Origin of the sequence: Pseudovibrio sp. Ad37, assembly GCF_001623075.1 — a bacterium.
Lineage (GTDB): Bacteria > Pseudomonadota > Alphaproteobacteria > Rhizobiales > Stappiaceae > Pseudovibrio.
Window position 1 is genome coordinate 69021 of the sequence record NZ_LMCF01000218.1, and the last position, 20403, is coordinate 89423.

The 20403-nt window shown below is 54.2% G+C and carries 15 protein-coding genes; all 15 read right to left on the reverse strand.

Annotated elements, in window-relative coordinates; all coding sequences use genetic code 11:
• Positions 1-150 precede the first annotated feature (150 nt).
• The 15 genes from ftsZ to PsAD37_RS23815 all read right to left on the reverse strand — a co-directional run bounded on the left by ftsZ (position 151) and on the right by PsAD37_RS23815 (position 19841).
• Positions 151-1914: a cell division protein FtsZ gene (gene ftsZ, locus PsAD37_RS23745; RefSeq protein ID WP_057465729.1), complete on the reverse strand. Its 1764-nt coding sequence runs from the start codon at positions 1912-1914 to the stop codon at positions 151-153.
• Between the two features lie 110 nt (positions 1915-2024).
• A complete protein-coding gene (ftsA, locus tag PsAD37_RS23750; protein WP_063289938.1) occupies positions 2025-3347 on the reverse strand; it encodes a cell division protein FtsA in 1323 nt (440 codons plus the stop codon).
• Positions 3344-4258 carry a cell division protein FtsQ/DivIB gene (locus tag PsAD37_RS23755; RefSeq protein WP_208980678.1) on the reverse strand — a complete coding sequence of 305 codons (915 nt, stop codon included), beginning with the start codon at positions 4256-4258 and terminating at the stop codon, positions 3344-3346. The genes ftsA and PsAD37_RS23755 overlap by 4 nt, the downstream gene beginning before the upstream one ends.
• Positions 4246-5172, reverse strand: a complete 927-nt coding sequence (locus PsAD37_RS23760; RefSeq protein WP_208980677.1) for a D-alanine--D-alanine ligase — start codon at positions 5170-5172, stop codon at positions 4246-4248. The genes PsAD37_RS23755 and PsAD37_RS23760 overlap by 13 nt, the downstream gene beginning before the upstream one ends.
• Before the next feature lie 46 nt (positions 5173-5218).
• Positions 5219-6193: a UDP-N-acetylmuramate dehydrogenase gene (gene murB / locus PsAD37_RS23765; RefSeq protein WP_063298191.1), complete on the reverse strand. Its 975-nt coding sequence runs from the start codon at positions 6191-6193 to the stop codon at positions 5219-5221.
• On the reverse strand, positions 6190-7611 hold the full coding sequence (gene murC / locus PsAD37_RS23770; protein WP_063298192.1) for a UDP-N-acetylmuramate--L-alanine ligase: 1422 nt from the start codon (positions 7609-7611) through the stop codon (positions 6190-6192). Before murC ends, murB begins: the two co-directional genes overlap by 4 nt.
• Entirely contained in the window at positions 7608-8732 is a 1125-nt protein-coding gene (gene murG / locus PsAD37_RS23775) for an undecaprenyldiphospho-muramoylpentapeptide beta-N-acetylglucosaminyltransferase (RefSeq protein WP_063298193.1), read from the reverse strand. The genes murC and murG overlap by 4 nt, the downstream gene beginning before the upstream one ends.
• Before the next feature lie 28 nt (positions 8733-8760).
• Complete coding sequence (locus PsAD37_RS23780; RefSeq protein ID WP_057465725.1) at positions 8761-9918, reverse strand: FtsW/RodA/SpoVE family cell cycle protein; 1158 nt, start codon at positions 9916-9918, stop codon at positions 8761-8763.
• A complete protein-coding gene (murD, locus tag PsAD37_RS23785) occupies positions 9918-11318 on the reverse strand; it encodes a UDP-N-acetylmuramoyl-L-alanine--D-glutamate ligase (protein WP_063298194.1) in 1401 nt (466 codons plus the stop codon). The genes PsAD37_RS23780 and murD overlap by 1 nt, the downstream gene beginning before the upstream one ends.
• Before the next feature lie 12 nt (positions 11319-11330).
• Positions 11331-12425, reverse strand: a complete 1095-nt coding sequence (mraY, locus tag PsAD37_RS23790) for a phospho-N-acetylmuramoyl-pentapeptide-transferase (protein ID WP_063289943.1) — start codon at positions 12423-12425, stop codon at positions 11331-11333.
• Between the two features lie 10 nt (positions 12426-12435).
• Entirely contained in the window at positions 12436-16125 is a 3690-nt protein-coding gene (locus PsAD37_RS29555; RefSeq protein WP_063298195.1) for a UDP-N-acetylmuramoylalanyl-D-glutamyl-2,6-diaminopimelate--D-alanyl-D-alanine ligase, read from the reverse strand.
• A 112-nt stretch (positions 16126-16237) separates the two neighbouring features.
• A complete protein-coding gene (locus tag PsAD37_RS23800) occupies positions 16238-17962 on the reverse strand; it encodes a penicillin-binding protein 2 (protein WP_063298196.1) in 1725 nt (574 codons plus the stop codon).
• Between the two features lie 14 nt (positions 17963-17976).
• Entirely contained in the window at positions 17977-18330 is a 354-nt protein-coding gene (locus PsAD37_RS23805) for a hypothetical protein (RefSeq protein ID WP_063289946.1), read from the reverse strand.
• Positions 18331-18333: 3 nt separating this feature from the next.
• Positions 18334-19371, reverse strand: a complete 1038-nt coding sequence (gene rsmH, locus PsAD37_RS23810) for a 16S rRNA (cytosine(1402)-N(4))-methyltransferase RsmH (RefSeq protein WP_193778330.1) — start codon at positions 19369-19371, stop codon at positions 18334-18336.
• A complete protein-coding gene (locus PsAD37_RS23815; RefSeq protein ID WP_063298198.1) occupies positions 19371-19841 on the reverse strand; it encodes a division/cell wall cluster transcriptional repressor MraZ in 471 nt (156 codons plus the stop codon). Before PsAD37_RS23815 ends, rsmH begins: the two co-directional genes overlap by 1 nt.
• Positions 19842-20403 lie beyond the last annotated feature (562 nt).

Below are 20403 nucleotides of genomic sequence, written 5' to 3' on the forward strand. Positions count from 1 at the left end.
TGGAGCTTACCAAATAAAATAAAGCTTTATTACGGTTTGTAACGTCCTGAAAATTTTAGGTACATTTACCGACAATTCCATTTAAAAACGCAAAGCAGCAACCCGGAAAAATCCGGATTGCTGCTCGAGAGGCGCGAGTTCTGTTGATAATCAGGTGGCTTGGCGGCGCAGGAACGCCGGGATTTCCAACTGATCATCTTCGATCATTTGTGAGCGTGCAGGCGCAGGGCGTCCACCAGCGTCCAGAGTCCCGGCTGCACCGTGATTCTGAGGCTCGGTTGGACGAGGCGCTGCTGGCTGGCGTGGAGCCTCAGCAAACGCATCTGCCTGTACTGGCTCATGGTGCTCCATGTGCTCATCTTCACGGCGGCCAAGACCACCAGTCAGACGGCGCAGAAGACCCATTGGGCGACGCTCTTCTTCCATGTGATGCTCATCATGCTCTTCAACCTGCTGGGCCATAGTGGCTGGAGCTGGCTGAGGAGTTGCAGATGCCGGCTGTGGTGCAGGCGCTGCAGCAGGAGCATCCGTGCGCGCACGAATTTCACGCTGTGCAATTGGCGGAAAGTCTTCAACACGTGGCATACGTGTCTGAGGCTCTACCTTTTGTGCAACAGGTGGAATAAATGGCTCAGGAATATTGGTAGGCTCATCAAAAGCCTGCGTTGGTTCCTCAAGTGCATCATATTCCTGCACAGGCTCATAACGACGAGACTGATAAGGAGAAATTTCCACTTCCGGGTCAGTTGCAACAGCAACCGGCTCAGAGTGCATAAGTGTTTCGGCTGCTGCGGAGCCCATCGCGCGCATCGCACGAACTGGGGTGGGTGCAGGAGCTACTTCTACCGGCGCAGCTACCGCTGGACTGGGCGTAGGCGTAGTAGCGCTCTGCAGACGCTCTGTGAGTTCAGCCATACGAACCTCTGCAGGAGAGATATCTTCACGCAGCTCTTTGTCGATGCCGGTGGCAACAACAGAAACGCGGATAATACCGTCCAGAGATTCATCGAAGGTCGCACCAAGAATGATGTTCGCTTCTGGATCTACTTCCTCGCGGATACGAGTTGCAGCTTCATCAACTTCAAACAGCGTCAGGTCGTTACCACCAGTGATGGAGATAAGCAGACCGCGCGCGCCCTTCATGGAAGTCTCGTCAAGCAGCGGGTTCGCAATCGCAGCTTCAGCAGCCTGGATGGCACGCTGTTCGCCGGATGCTTCACCGGTACCCATCATCGCTTTACCCATGCCACGCATTATGGAGCGTACATCAGCAAAATCGAGGTTGATGAGACCTTCTTTGACCATCAGGTCAGTGACGTTCGCAACGCCGGAATACAGCACCTGGTCAGCCATGGAGAAGGCGTCAGCAAAGGTGGTCTGTGCATTCGCAATGCGGAACAGGTTCTGGTTTGGAATAACAATGAGAGTATCAACATTACGCTGTAACTCTTCGATGCCGGCTTCGGCAACACGCATACGTCTGGACCCTTCAAACTGGAAGGGTTTGGTAACCACACCGACGGTCAGTATACCTTGTTCACGCGCAGCTCGAGCAACAACTGGCGCAGCACCGGTACCGGTGCCACCACCCATACCCGCGGTGATAAACACCATATGCGAGCCGGACAGGTGATCGTTGATCTCGTCAATAACTTCTTCTGCAGCAGCTGCACCAACTTCAGGCTGGGAACCAGCGCCCAAGCCTTCCGTAACAGCAACGCCCATCTGGATAACACGCTCAGCCTGGCAAAGAGCCAATGCTTGTGCATCTGTATTAGCAACAACAAAGTCACAGCCCTGAAGACCGCTCGTTACCATGTTATTTACGGCGTTTCCGCCACCGCCACCAACACCGAATACGGTGATCCTGGGCTTCAATTCCTGAATATCAGGCATTTTCAGGTTGATTGTCATATTAACCTCGCGACCCTAATAACATGCCCGAAGTCGGGCATGTCGTTCTTCCTCTCGTGCGTCCGCCGCATCTGGCGAAACTCGTGATAGTGGGGGTTATGCGATCCCCACTAGAAACTTTCTCTAATCCACTGACCAACCCGAGCCAGATAGCTCCCGCGACCCTTAAGGCCACGGCGTTGGTGCCGGGGTTCGAATTGCTCAATCTGTGCTACCTGCGGATAAATCAGCAGGCCCACAGCTGCCGAGAACGCCGGACCCTTGGCTTCCTCTGGCAAACCGGAGATACCCAGCGGACGCCCCAGACGCACACTGCGCCCAAGAATGCGTCGTGCCGTTTCAGAAAGGCCAGTCAACTGACTGCCCCCGCCTGTCAGCACAACACGTTTACCCACTCGGCCTGCAAAACCAGAAGCGACAATCCGGTCTCGCACCATCTCCAATATCTCTTCAACGCGCGGGCGAATAACCCGCGTCAGCATCGCCCGGGGGATCTGCGTTGGCAGATCGCCATCCGTATCCACGGGCGGCACCTGAATAAAATCACGGTCATCCACCACACTTGGCAGCGCAGACCCATGTAAAACTTTCAAACGCTCAGCAGCTTCCATCCGAGTGGAGAGCGCGCGCGCCACGTCCATGGTGACGTGATTACCGCCAACAGCCAGCGCATCCAGATGCACCATCTGACCATCAACAAAAATCGAAAGCGTGGTTGTGCCACCGCCCATATCAATACAGGCAACACCCAGCTCAATCTCGTCTTCTACCAGCGTGGAAAGGCCTGCTGCGTAAGGCGTCGCAACCAGTGACTCCACTTGCAGGTGTCCACGCTCAATACAAAGCTCCAGATTACGCACTGGCGGTACTTCTGCAGAAACCACCTGCATGTCCACGCCCAGCTTGCGGCCCATCATGCCGCGCGGATCACGAATGCCGCGGTTGCCATCCAGCCCGTAGGAGATCGGTAGCGCATGCATCACCGCCCGTCCCTCGGTCGCCGTATGGGTAGAACCCGCCGCCAGCACACGCTGAATATCGGCCTCAGTCACACCTTCAGTTCCAAGCGGCACAGTGGCGGAGAAGATCTCGCTCTGCAGACGGCCACAGCTGACAGTCACCAGCAGCGTTTCCACCATCACACCGGCCATACGCTCGGCCTGATCAACAGCGCGGCGGATCGCCTGCTCAGCCTGATCCATGTCCACAACAACGCCGGACTTCATGCCTGCAGACGCCTGATACCCGTATCCCAGCACTTCAATGCCATGCGAACGGCCCGGCATCAGGTCTTCCTCGTCGCCAGGCACCAATTTCGCGATAATACAGCACACTTTCGTGGAGCCGACGTCCAGCACAGAAACCACAACAGATCTGCGGCTCGGCAAAGGCCGCATCCGCGGCAGAAAAATCACGTTCTTATTCGAGCTCATGTGTCCCTCCCGGAGTTGGAGGGCGTACCCCGTTGCTCGATGGTGGTTTTGCGGCGAATGGCGGCGTCATCCGAAAGACGCACCACAACGCGATCCTGCAAACGCAGGTCCACCGCGACGATATCGCGGGAGAGCAAACCACCTTGATCATCCAGCTTCTTAAGTTCCGCCAGCGCATCGCCAACATCAAATTCTGGCAGGCGCACTGTAATTCCGTTTTCCAGGGCAAGATCCCAGCGTCGTTCGGAGCGCAGCTTTGCAGCGCGCACCCGGGCACGGATACCTGGGAAATTGTCCAGCTCGCTCATAATCTCACCAGCACGCAGCTGCGCACCGTGATTAACCACGCGAAGCAAATTCGCATAACGGCCATCCACCTCATCGGTGATGACCTCGCCTTTTTTGGTGATGACAGACGTAATGTCCCCACGCTGCCAGAGCGCATAAGGCTCTTGCTCTTTGATCATCACACGCAGCGTACCGGGGTAGAACTTCTGGATGGCCGCATTCCGGATCCAGGCAATACCTTCCAGACGCTCTTTCGCGTCAGCCGCATCAAACAACATCAAAGAAGGGCGTTCGTGAAGTTCAAGCGCTTCCAGCACCTGAAACTCGGTAACACGCTGCAAACCTTCCATTTTGATCTCGTTCACCGCGAAACCGACGGAGGATGTAACTGATTCGCTCACATTACGGGCGTGTCCACCCAGCGTAATGCCATAAGCAGCGGACAATGCAAGGAAGCCAAAAGCGCCCGCAGTTGGTGCCCAGGATGGGATAAGTGCAAAAAATCCAGTGACCCCCCAAGCGGGTCTCTGGTGCAAACGCGATACGCCACGACTTCTGAAGCGATAGCTCCAGACGCCTGTGCGTTCCCGCAATGCATCAAATTTTGCCTTTATCTTCCGCAACTTGCGTCCTCCACGATCCAACTCACCAATTCTTGAAAATCATGTCCGGCATGTGCCGCGATTTCCGGGAGCAGTGATGTTGGCGTCATGCCGGGTTGAGTGTTCACCTCAAGACAAATCAGTTCGCCTAGGCCACCGGGTCCTTCGTTAAAACGGAAGTCGGCGCGTGTAACGCCGCGACACCCCAGAGCCTGATGTGCCTTGAGACTTGATTTTTGTATTTCTTGGTAAACAGATGGTAAAATTTCCGCAGGAAGTATGTGTTGTGAACCGCCTGGGACGTATTTTGCGTCATAATCGTAATAAGTGTGACCCAGCGGTACAATTTCTAGTACCCCTAACGCCACATCACCCATCACCGCGCACGTCAATTCGCGGCCTGGTATGTAACGCTCGACCATGAGCAAATCACCATACTGCCAATCTTCGCGTGTCAATTCCTGCGGAGGATGCTCTTGCCCCTCCTTCACAATCAGCACACCGAAGGACGATCCTTCGTTGATTGGTTTGATCACATAAGGCGGTTCCATCACATGACGGCGCGCAGCATCAGCGCGGCTGGCCACAATGGCATTGGCAACCGGAACACCGGCAGCCTTCATCACGGCCTTCGCCTTTTCCTTATGCATGGCAAGCGCAGACGACATCACCCCGGAATGGGTGTAGGGAATATCGAGCACTTCCAGAATACCCTGAATAGCCCCGTCTTCGCCAAACGGCCCATGCAGCGCATTGAATGCCACGTCTGGTTTCAGTTCCTGAAGCACAGCAGAAATGTTGCGGTCAACATCCACACGCGTGATCTGATAACCAGCCGCTTCCAGAGCGTCCGCACAGTCTTTGCCTGAAGACAGAGAAACAGGCCGCTCAGCAACCCATCCACCCATCAAAACTGCAACATGCTTGGTCATCACAAAACCCAATCCTGATTTAAACGCCTAAAACAACACGTGAACGGAATTAGCCCGCTTTACCCAAAAACGGCTTAATCGCCGCTCCGTCCACAAACGTCCCAAGACGCTTGATTTCCCATTCCAGACGCGTCCCTGTCTTTGCCAGAGCATCCCGGCGAACAGTCTCGCCAAGCATTTCCAAATCGTGAGCGGTAGCGTCTGCAACGTTCAACATAAAGTTGCAGTGTAATTCCGACATTTTTGCGCCGCCGATCTGCAATCCACGACATCCAGCCGCATCAACCACCTTCCAGGCACTGTTGCCGTCAGGATTTTTGAAGGTGGAACCACCGGTTTTCTCGCGAATGGGCTGTGCTTTCTCACGATGAGCAACAACTTCAGCCATTTCCGCTCGGATCTCATCTTCACTCTGCGCAAAACCTTCAAACACCGCACTGGTAAAAATCAGGTCCTTGGAGGCAGAAGAATGGCGATACGCATAGCCCATTTCCTCATTGGAAAGAGTGAGGATTTCGCCGGATCGTGTCACCGCGTTAACGTTAACAACAAGGTCCTTTGTCTCTGTCCCGTGAGCTCCTGCATTCATGCGCAAGGCGCCACCAACAGCACCCGGAATACCGGTGTAGAATGCAAATCCACCCGTGCCCGTCTTGGCCGTTTCTTCCGCCAGCTTCTTGTCAGGAACGCACGCCCCTGCCCGCAGCTTATGGCCGCCAAGGTATTCAACCTGACCAAACCCGCGGATTGGCAGACGAATAACAACGCCTTCAATGCCACCATCACGCACCAGCAAGTTGGAACCAAGCCCAACCACAGTCACCGGCACATCCTCTGGCAGTGCTTTCATGAACACAGCCAGATCTGCCTCATCAGCAGGCTGGAACATCAACTGCGCGGGGCCGCCCACACGGAACCATGTCACAGCAGAAAGCAGCTGGTTCGGAATAAGACGACCACGAATGTCTTCGACAGCATCACCAAGAAGCGGCAGGAGATCAGGGTAGCTTACAGTTTGGCTCATACAGTCTCTCCTTTGGGAGAGAGCGCTTCCAGCTCTACAGGCAACTTGTAAGCCCACTGGGTAATGTTCCCTGCACCAAGGCAAATCACCAGATCACCCGGCTCCGCCAGCTCTGCAATCTTACCAGCCAGCTCATCAGGACCGGCAATGCTGTGAACCGAACGGTGACCACCAGCACGCAAACCAGAAATCAGGTCAGCCTGATCAGCCCCTTCAATCGGCTGCTCACCAGCCGCAAACACAGGTGTAATCACAACCTTGTCTGCATCATTGAAGCAGGCACAGAAATCTTCAAACAGGCTCTGCAAGCGCGTAAAGCGGTGGGGCTGCATCACAGCAACCACCTTGCCTTCAGCTGCCTCACGTGCCGCATGCAAGACGGACTTAATCTCAACCGGATGGTGCGCGTAGTCATCAAAGAACTCTACGTCGTTCCAGGAGCCAGTGTGCGTAAAGCGACGCTTCACTCCGCCAAAGCTTGCAAGCCCCTTGCGGATGTTCGCATCAGAAATACCGAGAGAATGCGCCAGAGCAATTGCAGCCGTCGCATTGGACACGTTGTGCAGACCCGGCATTGGCAGCACCAGATCTTTCAGCTCAGTTACCTTGTCCCCGCGACGATCATGAATGATCACGGTGAAGATGGACTTGCCACCCTTGGTGGAGACATCAGTAAAGCGAACATCTGACTGCGGGTTGGTGCCGTAAGTGATGATGCGGCGGTCTTCAATCTGACCCACAAGGCTCTGCACCTCTGGGTGATCCAGACACATAACCGCAAATCCGTAGAACGGAACATTCTCAACGAACTGGGCAAACGCAGCACGGACACCATCAAAATCGCCGTAGTGATCAAGATGCTCAGGATCAATGTTGGTCACCACAGCAATATCAGCAGGAAGCTTGACGAATGTCCCGTCGGACTCGTCCGCCTCAACCACCATCCAGTCACCCTCACCCATACGGGCATTGGTGCCGTAAGCGTTGATGATACCGCCATTGATAACAGTCGGGTCCATATGGCCAGCATCCAGCAGCGCCGCAACCATAGAGGTCGTCGTCGTCTTGCCGTGCGTACCGCCAATGGCAATCGCTTGCTTGAAGCGCATCAGCTCCGCCAGCATTTCAGCGCGGCGCACAACAGGCATGTTGTTTTCGCGTGCAGCCTTCAGCTCAACATTGCTGCCTTTGATTGCGGAAGAGATGACACAAACATCAGCGCCCTCAAGGTTCTCGGCAGCATGACCCACCATGACCTTGATGCCCTTATCACGCAAACGCTGCACATTTGCATTCTCGGACATGTCAGAGCCCTGAACACGGTAGCCAAGATTATGCAGAACTTCGGCAATACCGCTCATGCCAATGCCGCCGATACCGACGAAGTGTACTCCCCCAATGTCTACTGGCATTTTCATGAGGCAATCTCTTTCTGTTCAGTTGCCGGTGCAGCACCAACAAGTGTTTCGGTCAGATCCGCAAGGCGCTGTACAGCTTCCGGCGCGCCCTGCGCCTGTGCTGCGTGTGCTGCCTGTGCAAGACGGCCCGGATTATCCATGAGTTCTTTCAGCTCACGGGCCAGTCGTTGCGGATCAAGTTCTTTTTGTGGGATCGGCCATGCGCCACCTGCCTCAGCAAGCACATTCGCATTCATGCCCTGATCGTTATCAAGAGCACCCGGTAAAGGTACTAAAATTGAAGGACGCCCAATCGCTGCCAGCTCGCATACAGTACCAGCACCGGAACGGCTGATAACCAGATGAGCCGCCGCAATGCGCTCAGGCAAATCCGTAAAGAAAGACGCCACCTGCGCGGCAACACCCATCTCGCGATAGGAGCATTCAAGCCCTTCCAGATCTTCAGGGCGGGCCTGCTGCACAACGACCAGCTGCTCGCGATCTTCCGGCGCCATCAGCTTCAACGCAGCCGGCAAAATCTGAGAGAATACACGCGCTCCCTGCGAGCCACCAAACACCAGCAGATGAAAAGCGCCACCTTTTTCAGGTGCGTTATAAGTCTGACCACACACCGCAATCACATTGTCACGCAGTGGATTGCCGGTCATCATTGCTTTAGCAGCCAGATCAGCAGGCAGTGTTTTCAGCGGAAAACTAGTCGCAACCGCACTTGCACCCTTGGCCAGCATCCGGTTCGCCCGGCCCATCACAGCATTGGCTTCATGCAAAATGGATGGAACGCTTAAGAGACGGCCAGCAAACATTGGCGGAAAGGTCGGATACCCGCCAAAACCAACAATCGCAGCAGGTTTAGCTGCGCGGATTGCTTTCATGGCCTGCAATGTACCCAAACCAAGCTTGATCGCTGTCTTGGCAAGGGAGATCGGGTTCCTGCCGCGAATGGTATCACTCTTGACCAGATGCACGTTATCTGCCGGAAAAGCGCTGCCATACTTGTCAGCGCGACTGTCCGTGATGAGCTCAACACCATACCCACGGCGCTTCAGCTCACAGGCCAGCGCTTGTGCAGGAAACAGGTGACCACCCGTTCCTCCAGCAGTGAGCATAATCTTTGGCTTCATTTCACTCTCCGACACAGGCAAAACTCTTTTAGGCAGGCTGCACAGGGGCAGCACGGGTAACGGTAATAATCGGGTTCTTGCGCGGTTGCGGACGTTTCCGCGTCAGCGCCAGCACAAAACCCATCGTCAGGGAAATCGCCATCAACGACGACACACCTGATGAGATCAATGGAAGGGTCATTCCCTTCGCAGGCATTAGATTGAGGTTCACCGCCATGTTGATGGTGCTTTGCAGGCCAAACATGACGATAAGACCGGACGACGCCAGACGGCCAAACGGATCCTGATCCTGTGTTGCCATGTAAAGACCACGCAGCACAACGAATGCAAAAACGGTCACCAGCACCACACAAACGATGATGCCGTATTCTTCCGCAGCCACTGCAAAAATGAAGTCCGTATGACTATCGGGCAAAATTCGTTTCACCGTACCTTCACCCACACCACGACCTAACCACCCCCCGGCAATGAAGGAGTCGATCGCTTTATCGATCTGGTAGGTGTCACCGGAAGACGGATCCAGAAAACGCATGATACGCCCGCGAACGTGCGGCAGATACGTAAAGCCCGCAGCAACGCCAAGAATGCCCATGATCCCAAGCGGCACAATCGCCAGCCAGGACAACCCGTTCAGGAAGAACAGCGCAAACAGCACAATGGTCAGCAGCATGGTCTGCCCAAAGTCAGGCTGCGCCACGAGCATGGCGGCCACAATGCCAAACAGAAGAATGGAGATCAGCTGCCCCGGAATGTCCTGCGCTTTACGCCCCTCAGACAACAGAAACGCAATGATTACCACCAGCACTGGCTTGATAAACTCTGACGGCTGAATGGAAATACCAAACAAGCTCACCCAGCGCCGCGCGCCTTTAATGTCAGACCCGAAAAACAGCGTGCCCAACAACAGCACCAGCATCACGCAGAACACCACCAGTGCCACCCGGCGGATATAGCGCGGGGACAGCGCAGAAACGCCCAGCATCACGGCAGCGCTTGGAATAAGGAAAAGCGCCTGCTTCTTCACGAAGTAGAAGCTCTCAAGCCCAAGGCGTTCAGCAACAGGAGGGCTCGCGGCAAGAGACAATACCAAACCAGACACCATCAGCGTGAAGATGCCGATCAGCATGTAACGATCAATCGTCCAGAGCCATTCTGCAAATGCACTGCGATCCGTACGTGATACCATCAGCGTGCTCCCTCACCCTTCAGCATTTTGGCAGCAGCAACTGCCGCGCTCACAAATGCATCCCCGCGAACTTCAAAGCTCTTGAACTGGTCAAACGAGGCACAGGCCGGAGACAGCAAAACCACCGCCTCACTGCTCTGATCCCGCGCAGCATCTTGCGCCGCTGCCTCAACAGCCAGCTCCAAAGAGCCAAACTTGTGCGCCTCAACAGCCCCGGCAAGCTCTTGCTCAAACTCTTCCGCCGCTTCCCCAATCAGGTAAGCCTTCACGACTTTCGGGAAGTAGGCTTTAAGCGAAGAAATCCCGCCCGCCTTAGGACGGCCACCAGCAATCCAGTAAATCCGGTCAAACGCCGCCAATCCATGGGCAGCAGCTTCCGCATTGGTTGCCTTGCTGTCATTCACAAACAAAACCTTGCCTGCTTCAGCAACCAGCATCAAACGATGCGCAAGACCCGGGAAGGTCGCAAGCGCCCCCGCAATCTCCTCAAGCTCCAGCCCAAGCGCTGCACAAACCGCAACAGCAGCAGATGCATTCTGCCCGTTATGAGAGCCACGCAAAGTGTTGGAGAAAGACAGGTCAGCCACAACCACCTGCTCTTCATCAAAAACCTCGAAGACCTTACCGTCTTCAGCATAAACGCCAAACTCGACAGGCCCCAGACAAGAGATCAGCTCAACCGGCTCACCGCTTTCCGCCCGGCGCTGTGCAATGGCAGCGCTGTACTCATCGTCCACGCCGACAACAGCCAAACGCGCCGCTTTAACAATCCGCTCTTTGATGGAAGCGTAATTCTCCATGTTCCCATGCCGGTCCAGATGGTCCGGCGACAGGTTCATCATCACCCCAATATCCGGCACAAGACTTGGGGCAAGATCGATCTGGTAGGAGGAGACCTCAACCACATAGACGCGATCCTCGGAAAATTCTTCTAGGTCCAAAACCGGACGGCCAATATTGCCCCCCATCTGAACATCCATGCCGCATTCTTTGAGTACATGCGAGATCAGTGCAGTCGTGGTGGATTTGCCGTTGGTCCCAGTGATGGCAACAAACGGCGCCTCAGGACAAACCGCTTCCCGCTCATTGACGAAAAGCTCCACATCCCCAATCACCGGAATACCAGCCTGCCTCGCCCGCTCCACACTCCAGTGCGGTGTTGGATGTGTCAGCGGAACACCCGGCGCAACAACCAGTGCTGCGTAGCGGGACATATCCGCCTCTCGCAGATCGATCGCAGCAAGCCCGTATTCTTCAGCCGTGGCAACGCTGGTCTCGTTATCGTCCCACACATCAACCCGAGCCCCGCCAGCCTCAAGCGCACGCGCAGTCACAAGCCCGGACCCTCCGAGCCCGAACAACGCGACTTCTTTGCCTGCAAGATGACGGATAGGGATCATGTGTCGAACCTCCTAGCGCAGCTTCAGTGTGGCAAGACCAACAAGGGCCAGCACAACAGCAATGATCCAGAAACGAATAACCACCTGGCTCTCAGTCCAGCCCAAATGCTCAAAGTGGTGGTGAATTGGCGCCATACGGAACACACGTTTGCCAGTCAGCTTGAACGACGCCACCTGCACAATCACAGAAACCGCTTCCAGTACAAACAGACCGCCGATGATCGCCAGAACAATCTCGTGTTTGGTCGCAACAGCAATCGCGCCCAGCATACCGCCCAGAGCCAGAGAACCCGTATCACCCATAAAGATCGCTGCAGGTGGAGCGTTGAACCATAAGAACCCGAGCCCTGCCCCAATCACCGCACCACACACAACAGCAAGCTCCCCTGTGCCCGCGACATGGTGGATCTGCAAATAGCTGGAGAACACAGCATTACCAGTCAGATATGCGACCAGACCAAACGCGGCAGCAGCAATCATCACCGGCACAATCGCAAGACCGTCCAGACCATCAGTCAGGTTCACCGCATTGCCCGCGCCAACAACAACAAAGGCAGCGAATGGGATGAAGAACAGACCAAGGTTCAACGTCAGCTCTTTAAAGAACGGAAAACCGATACTGGTGGAAAATGGCTCAGCATCCAGAAGCGTCACCGCAAAAGCCGCAAGACCCGCAATCAGGAACTCAAGACCCAAACGCGCTTTACCGCCAAAGCCTTTGTGCGAAGACTTGGTGACTTTCAGATAGTCATCATAAAAACCAATGAGGCCAAAACCGACAGTCACACCCAGAACGATCCAGGTATAGGGATTGCGAAGGTCAGCCCACAACAGCGTCGCCACAATCATCCCGGAAAGGATCATCAGGCCGCCCATGGTAGGCGTACCCTTTTTTGTCAGCAGATGGCTCGCAGGCCCGTCTTCACGAATAGGCTGTCCGTGACCCTGACGCGAACGCAATGCATCAATGATGCGCGGGCCAAACAGGAACACAAACAACAAAGCAGTCATAATCGCGCCGCCGGTACGGAACGTAATGTATTTAAAAACATTCAGCGCAGACAGGGAAGGATAAACCTCTGAAAGCTCCGCCAGCAAATATAGCATTTAGTCAACCTCAGGACTTACCGGTTGCAGCCGGTTCAGGAAAACGTTTCTTCAAGGCATCCACAAGTGGACCCATACGGGTTCCAAGGGAGCCCTTTACCATCACGATGTCGTTGGGACGCACTTCCGACAACAGGTCTTTTTCCAGTTTGTCGGAGGTCTCTGAATAGGCGCCTCTGGTCTGTGCAGGCAACAGGTCCCAGAGCACCTTCATGTGAGTACCCACACAATAAACCACGTCGATCTTTGCGCGCTCCAATTCACGCGCAAGGTCTGCGTGCAACTTGTCGGAATCTGCACCTAATTCGAGCATATCTCCCAATACGGCGATGCGACGGCCATTCTTCGCAACGGGCAGACCAGCCACCAGATTGATCGCAGCGCGCATACTCGCCGGGTTGGCATTATAACTCTCGTCAACAAGCAACGCCGTGCCACCATTCACATCAAGAACGGTCTGCGCACCACGCCCTTTCGGAGCAGACATTTCCGCCAGAGCCAGACCAGCAAACGCAAGGTTGGCCCCCAGTTCCATGACCCCAGTCAGCACGCCCAAAGAGTTGATCACATGGTGTGCGCCCGGAGCGCCGATCTTGTAGGAAATCTCCTGCCCGAGAATATTGGCATTCAGACAAGAGCAATCTGGGTTTGCGGCTACTTTCTTGGCGATAGACTGAGCACCTGGCCGCATGCCAAAGCTGACAATGTTCCGTACCCCGGCCACAGCTGCCAGATAACGCAGCAGGTCATACTGGCGGTTATCCCGGTTCAGGATCGCCACGCCGCCCTTCTCAATACCACTGAAAATCTCGGCCTTTGCACGCGCAATATCTTCAACTGAGTTAAAGGCTTCCAGATGCACGGGTTCCACAGTGGTTACGATTGCCACATGCGGACGAACCATTTTCACCAGTGGAGTGATCTCACCCCGGTGGTTCATGCCAATCTCAAAGATGCCAAACTCAGTATCAGCATGCATACGCGCCAATGTCAGCGGCACGCCCCAATGGTTATTGAAGCTCGCGACAGGCGCATGGGTGATACCGGACTTGGACAGGCAAAGACGCAAAGCTTCTTTCGTGCCTGTCTTGCCTACAGAACCAGTGACCGCGATGATCCGTGCTTTAGAGCGAGCGCGAGCAGCCACACCAAGACGCTCTAACGCTTGAAGCACATCATCAACAGCCACGTATCGGCCACCTTCTGGCAGCTCCGCAAGCTTGTCACGCGCAACAACAGCGACGACGGCACCAGCCTCAACAGCTGTTCCGGCAAATGCATGACCGTCAAAGTTCTCGCCCTTGATCGCAAAGAAGGCATCTCCGGGTTGGATCACCCGACTATCGATAGAGATTCCGGTTACGTCATCGCTCAGATCACCGTAAACATCCCCATCTACTGCCTCCAGAAAATCGTTAAGCAGCCACAGCGGCCCACGGTCTATTTCAGGCAGTTCAATCATTTGCCGCTCATATTCCGACTTAATGTCCGGGTCCAATAGGTTGATATGGGGGACGATAGTCCACTCAGGCTTGTCTATCGCTGACTTGAGCTTTGGTTTTTCTTCGGTTTTGCTCTCGAAAGCAGCGGTCTCAGCCCTCTCAGCAGGCTCCTCAGAAGCAGGTAATCCACCTAATGCTTCTTTACCGTCCTGCTCATCCGGTTGAGTGGACTGCGATACATCCTCAGTGACCTTGGGAGCAACCTCTTCGAGACCTTCATCCGCAAGAAATGCATCCGCATCCGTGTTTGTCTCTTCTTCCGGCGCAGGAGCACTCTCAGCGTCTGCGTCTGCCTCAACCTTCTCCTCGGCTTCGGCTTCGGCTTCGGCTTCGTTAGCCGCTAAATCACCCAGCAGCTCGTCTTCAAGTGCATCCGGTGTGTCTTCCGCAACATTCGGAAAGCCATCCTTGCCAAAATCAGGATCATGGCTTTCAACATCAGCTAATTCTGCATCTGCCAGATCATCAGCACCCAGAACGTCTTCTTCCAGCGCCAGCCAGTCTTCTTCCTCTTGGTCCTGCGCATCATCGGGGTTTTCCGGCAGAGCAGCTTCCAGCTCCTCAACACCAGCCTGAACCGCAGCCAATAGATCATCATCATCCAGCGCGTCTGCAGCAGCAAGCTCATCACCTTCATCTGCAAGAAGATCCATCTCATCCAGATCAAGTGAGATCTCAGGGAGGTCATTCTCAACAGCAGGAGAAGCGCCATTTTCAGCAGAAGCTTCGGCCAGTGCCTTCTGGATTTCTTCATGGTCAGAGAAAGGCAGGACTTCTGTTCCAACAATCTGCCCTGTTTCATGCCCCTTACCGGCCACACAAAGCACATCGCCTTCTTGCAACATCTTCACCGCTTGGCGGATGGCAAGAGCACGATCCCCAATCTCAAGAGCAGCAGGACAGGCAGCAACAATCTCCTCACGAATTTTGTCAGGATCTTCCGTGCGCGGATTATCGTCAGTCACAATGGAAACATCCGCAAGACGATCAGAAATCTCGCCCATCAACGGACGTTTACCCGCATCACGATCACCGCCACACCCCAACACACTGATCAGGCGACCAGCCGCAAAGGGACGCAAGGCTGCAAGCACATTCTCCAGCGCTTCCGGCTTATGAGCATAATCAACGAATACCAGAGCACCGTTTTCACGTGTGCCCACATGCTCAATCCGGCCCGGCGCACCACGCAGAACAGTCAGCGCTTCAAGAACAGTTTGAAGCTCTACACCAGCAGAAATTGCCAGACCTGCAGCAATCAGCGCATTGCTCACCTGAAAATCACCAGCCAGCGGCAACGCAACAGAAAACACGCCCTCAGCCGTTTCCAGCTCAAGAACCTGACTGAACCCTTCGGGCTGAACGCTAAGCACCTTTAGATCATCGCCGAAGACACCCGTCGTAAACGTCTTAAGGCCGCGCTCCTCTGCATTCGCAAGAACGCGGTCAGCAAATTGCGTTTCCGGGTCAACGACAACCACACCATCATCCGGCAGCAAATCGCAGAACAAACGCAATTTTGCCTGAAGGTAGTCTTCCACCGTTGGGTGGTAGTCCATGTGGTCTCGGCCAAGGTTGGTAAAACCAGCTGCAACAATTTGCACACCATCAAGACGATGCTGATCCAACCCGTGACTGGACGCCTCCAAGGCCGCATGGGTAATCCCATCCTCAGCCAGACGCTTAAGGTCTTCATGCAAAGACACAGGGTCAGGCGTGGTCAATCCGCCATAGCTCTGCCCTGTCGATGTGACAGTACCAATAGTTCCAAGACTGGCAGAAACCAACCCGGCATATTCAAAGATCTGACGCACGAAAACAGCAACAGAAGTTTTGCCCGCAGTGCCAGTCACAGCAACCATCTTCTCAGGCTGTTTGCCAGAGAAAGCCGCAGCCATCAAAGCAAGTTCCCGGCGCGCATCTTGTGCAGCGATCAGCGGAACCTGTTTGGCTTGCTTGCGAATATCATCAGAAAGTCTGTCCGCATCAATCAAAATGGCAGCAGCACCCGCGTCCACGGCTTGCTCGATAAACTGCGCACCATCAACTTTCGCGCCCTTAAGGGCAGCAAAAACAAAACCGGGCTCCACTGCTCGACTATCAGCAGTAAGCCCCGAAATATTAAGAGTATCAACCCCGTCTGGCCCATCGCCCTCGGCGGAGATTATCTCTTGTTTTGTAAGGTCTTTAAGCAACATAGCGTCGATATGTCCGGCCTATGAGACATGAATGTGGCAAACCAGATTTGGAGAACAGTTGTCTTCATATTTCCCCAAAATCTCCGTGTATTGCCTCATTCAATTCTCCTGTTTAGTTTCGGTTCTGATAGGAAACCGGAATTGTTTCCGCGTCATCTGCGAAATCAGGCACCACGCCGAGCATTGGTGCAATTCTGCGGATAACAGATGCAGTGGTTGGCACAGCATTCCACCCGGCAGTAGAATAACGTTGCCCTTCCACGGCTTGTGGCTCATCCAAAACAATCAAAACGAGATACTCAGGATTGGACATCGGGAACGCCGACATAAAGGAGTTCAGATAAACACCTTCAGCATAACGGCCATTCACAACTTTCTGCGCTGTTCCAGTCTTACCGCCAACATCATAACCCGGCACAGCAGCACGCCGCCCGGATCCACGCAGGACATTTTCACGGTTGAGATACCGAAGGATCTCGCTGGTTTGTGGTTTCAGAACCTGTTTAGCAAGCTTGTCAGCTTCTTCCTCACTGCGAGGCAGGAACGTTGGTTCAAGATATTTACCGCCATTGACCAGCGTCGCACCCGCAACAGCCATCTGCAGCGGCGTGATGCCCAAGCCATGACCAAAAGAGATCGTCATTGCAGCAAGGTCATTCCACTTCGGTGGAAGCAGAGGCCGCGCAACGCCCGGTATCTCGGTCTTCATTTTCTGGGTCAGCCCAATCTTTTTCAAAAACGCCTTCTGCTCCTCAATGCCAGCTTTCTGCATGACTTTGATGGTGCCGATATTGGAGGAGTAAATGAAAACTTCAGGCACGGACAAAACACGGCGCTTCCCGTGGAAGTCATCGATCTTCTGACCTGCAACACGGATAGGTTTGGTGGCATCAAAGCCATCTTCCAACTTCACCTTGCCACTATCCAGCGCCATCGCAATGGTAATACCCTTGAAGATGGAGCCCATCTCAAACACACCACCAGTCACCCGGTTCATGCGTTCTTTTTCAAGCGCTTGCTGACGGTTGTTCGGGTCAAAATCCGGCAGCGACGTCATGGCGATCACTTCACCGGTGTCCGCTTTCAGCACCACACCCATGGCCGCTTTGGCCTTGTAGTATTCCATGGAACGGCGCAACTCATCACGCACTGCATGCTGAACACGCAGATCAACCGAAAGCTTGACGGGCTCCATGGTCCGATCCTGCGTAAAGCCAAGATCTTGCAGATCCTTCAACCACGCCTGATCGACATACTTCTCCATGCCAGAGAGGCCCTGGTTGTCGACATTCACAGTCCCCAGAATGTGACTGACCGTCTGACCACCCGGATAAAACCGCTTATTGCTCTCACGGAAGCCAACCCCCGGAAGACCCAGCGCATGTATAGCCTGACGTTGTTCAACCGAGATCTCACGCTTGAGCCAGGTAAACAGTGCATTGCTCTCAAGACGCTTCTTGATGACAGGCGTATCCAGCTCCGGCAGAATAGAGATCAGTCCATCAAAGACTTCATCCGTATCCGGGATCTTGCGCGGCTCAGCATAAAGCGCAGCACTCTTGATATCGGTCGCAAGAATTTCACCATTGCGGTCAACAATATCAGGGCGCGCCTGAGTAACAGAACTCTGCGCAGCAAGGAACCCCTCAGCAGGGTCCCTGTCCTGCAACCCAAGCAGGATCAGACGACCAGCGATAGCCCCATACACAAACACAAAGATGGTCATCGCAAAGAAAATGCGCGAGCGTCCCGGACCACGAAGCCGGATCGCACTTGTGCCATGTTTTTGGGTCACATTAGACCGCCGCAAAAAGGAACTGTCAGCTTTCCTGGCCACGAGCCCCCCCCCCCTTACTGCACGGATGTAACGCGACTGGCGTAACCGCTCATCGCATCAGCAGAGACTGGCTCCATCAGAACAGGTCTAACCGGCAACGCCTTCAGTGTCGTGATCTGCTCCGCACGCAGTGGCTCAAGCTTCAAAATATCGTTGTAACGATCAACGATACCCTGCAAACGCCCGGGCTGATTAAGCACACTCCACTGGGCTTTGTAGTAACGGATATCGTCTTTTTCCTTGGCAATCTCAGCAGAAAGCTGACGCACCTGATCGGCAAGGTTTTCGTTAGACATCTTGATGTCGTAAACGAGCGCAGCACCAATAACCACCGCAACAACAAAGAACAGATTTACGAAGCGCAGCATAGCTTAGCCTCCTAGACCATGGAATGAAGCAAGGCGCGGAACGCCTGCCGCATGAATATCTAATTCCCGCGAAGGCGTATCCAGACGCCGCCCAGCTCTCAAACGAGCAGAACGCGCGCGAGGATTATCAGTAATCTCTTCAACGCTGGCATCCTGATTGCCCTTCACGATAAATTCGAAAGTCGGAGGAGGAATATCCATCTCTGGCATATGACGAGATCCACCACCGCGGGTCTTGCAGCGATCTGCAAGGAACCGCTTCACAATACGATCTTCCAAACTATGGAACGTCACAACAACCAGACGCCCACCCGGACGCAAAATCCGCTCAGCAGCAGCAAGAGCACCAGCCGCCTGATGCAACTCACCATTCACATAGATACGCAGTGCCTGAAAGGTCCGCGTTGCTGGATGAATGCTGGCTTTCTTAGGATTACGCTTCACCACCTTTTCAATAACGCGAGCAAGCTCAAGCGTCGTCTCGAAAGGCTTCTCTTCACGCGCCTGACAAATGGCATACGAAACACTGGAAGCACGCTTTTCTTCACCAAGCATCCCGATGATGCGCGTCAAGTGCTGGCGCTCCATGGTATTCACCACGTCCGCCGCACTTGGACCATCCTGTTCCATGCGCATATCCAGCGGCCCGTCAAACCGGAACGAAAATCCACGCTCCGCCTGATCCAACTGCATGGAAGACACGCCAAGATCCATCACCACACCGTCAACGGCATCATAACCAAGCTCACGCGCATGGTCATCAAGATCAACAAACCGACCATGGACCAGCTGCAAGCGCCCATCGGACTCTTGTTCCAAAACACGACCGTCGCGGATCGCATCCGGATCCCGGTCAACGCCAATCACACTGGCTCCAGCCTCAAGAAAAGCCCTGGAGTAACCACCAGCACCGAACGTGCCGTCAATAATCACATCACCCGGCGCGGGGGCCATTGCCTCCCGCACCCGTTCCAGAAGGACTGGAATGTGACGCGCTGGTCCGCCAGCGATATCGGATTTGTCTCCGTCGCCGCCCGTCATCATAGTGCCCCTCCGGCTGCTGTCCCCGGTGCACCGCCGGAAGACAATACTGCAAGCGCCCGCTTCATGGCCTCGTCGCGGTGCTTGGCGAACCTCACAGGTTCCCAAATCTGAAACTTAAACCCCTGCCCAACAAAGGTGACTTCACCATCAATGCCGGTGTGGTTGCGAATCATCTCAGAAAGAACAATCCGGCCATCCTGATCAATCTTCAGGGTTTCACTGGCACCATAAAGCGCCGTGGACAGAGCGTCATACTCCATTGAGAGCGTCGAAAACGCATCAAGTCGTTTTTGGATTTCAGCTGTAAGTCCGTTACCACCTGCATCAACCGCCTCCTGAAAAGGAGATGGGAAGCAGTAGAGTCCCTCAAAGCCGTCTTTCGCCAACGCTGCACGAAAGGGTGCAGGGATCGATACACGACCCTTTGCATCCACCCGATTGGTGAAGTGCGAAACAAAACCAGCCATTGGTCCCCTCTTTAATGAGCCAGATCTTCTTGATCTGTCAGCGGCACATCAAACAACTCTCCACTCCTTGGAGAGCCAGCGCTCAAATCAGGCAAAAACAACAAGATTACTGAAGTACAAACCGGAATATCCCGGGAGCCTATGGGATACCATGGGATGCCATGGGACGTCAATGAACCCACCAGCCCAAACCGAAAAGAATGCCCCTTAACATCTGGTAGTTATCACCAATTATGGTAAACGAAGTATTGATAGGAGTTTACGCAGGGATTTCTGCGAGTTACACGCATCCAAATTGCGATTACAACCAGAAGCACTCACAGTTTTCACAAAGGTCGAAGAAAGAATTTCGCCGATTAGCTCTAGTGATTTTAACCTATCAGCCTTGGCAAAACTCCGTTTTTCCCATGCCGGACCATGAAATTCCATGCCCATTCAGAGGACGGTGGGGCAAATTCCCATACCTACCCACGATTGTCCTGAGTCGATAATTTCTGCCGGAAAGACACGTCACGCACCACGATCACAATTGGTTTTACTGGTTATTTTGACCGCTCAAACA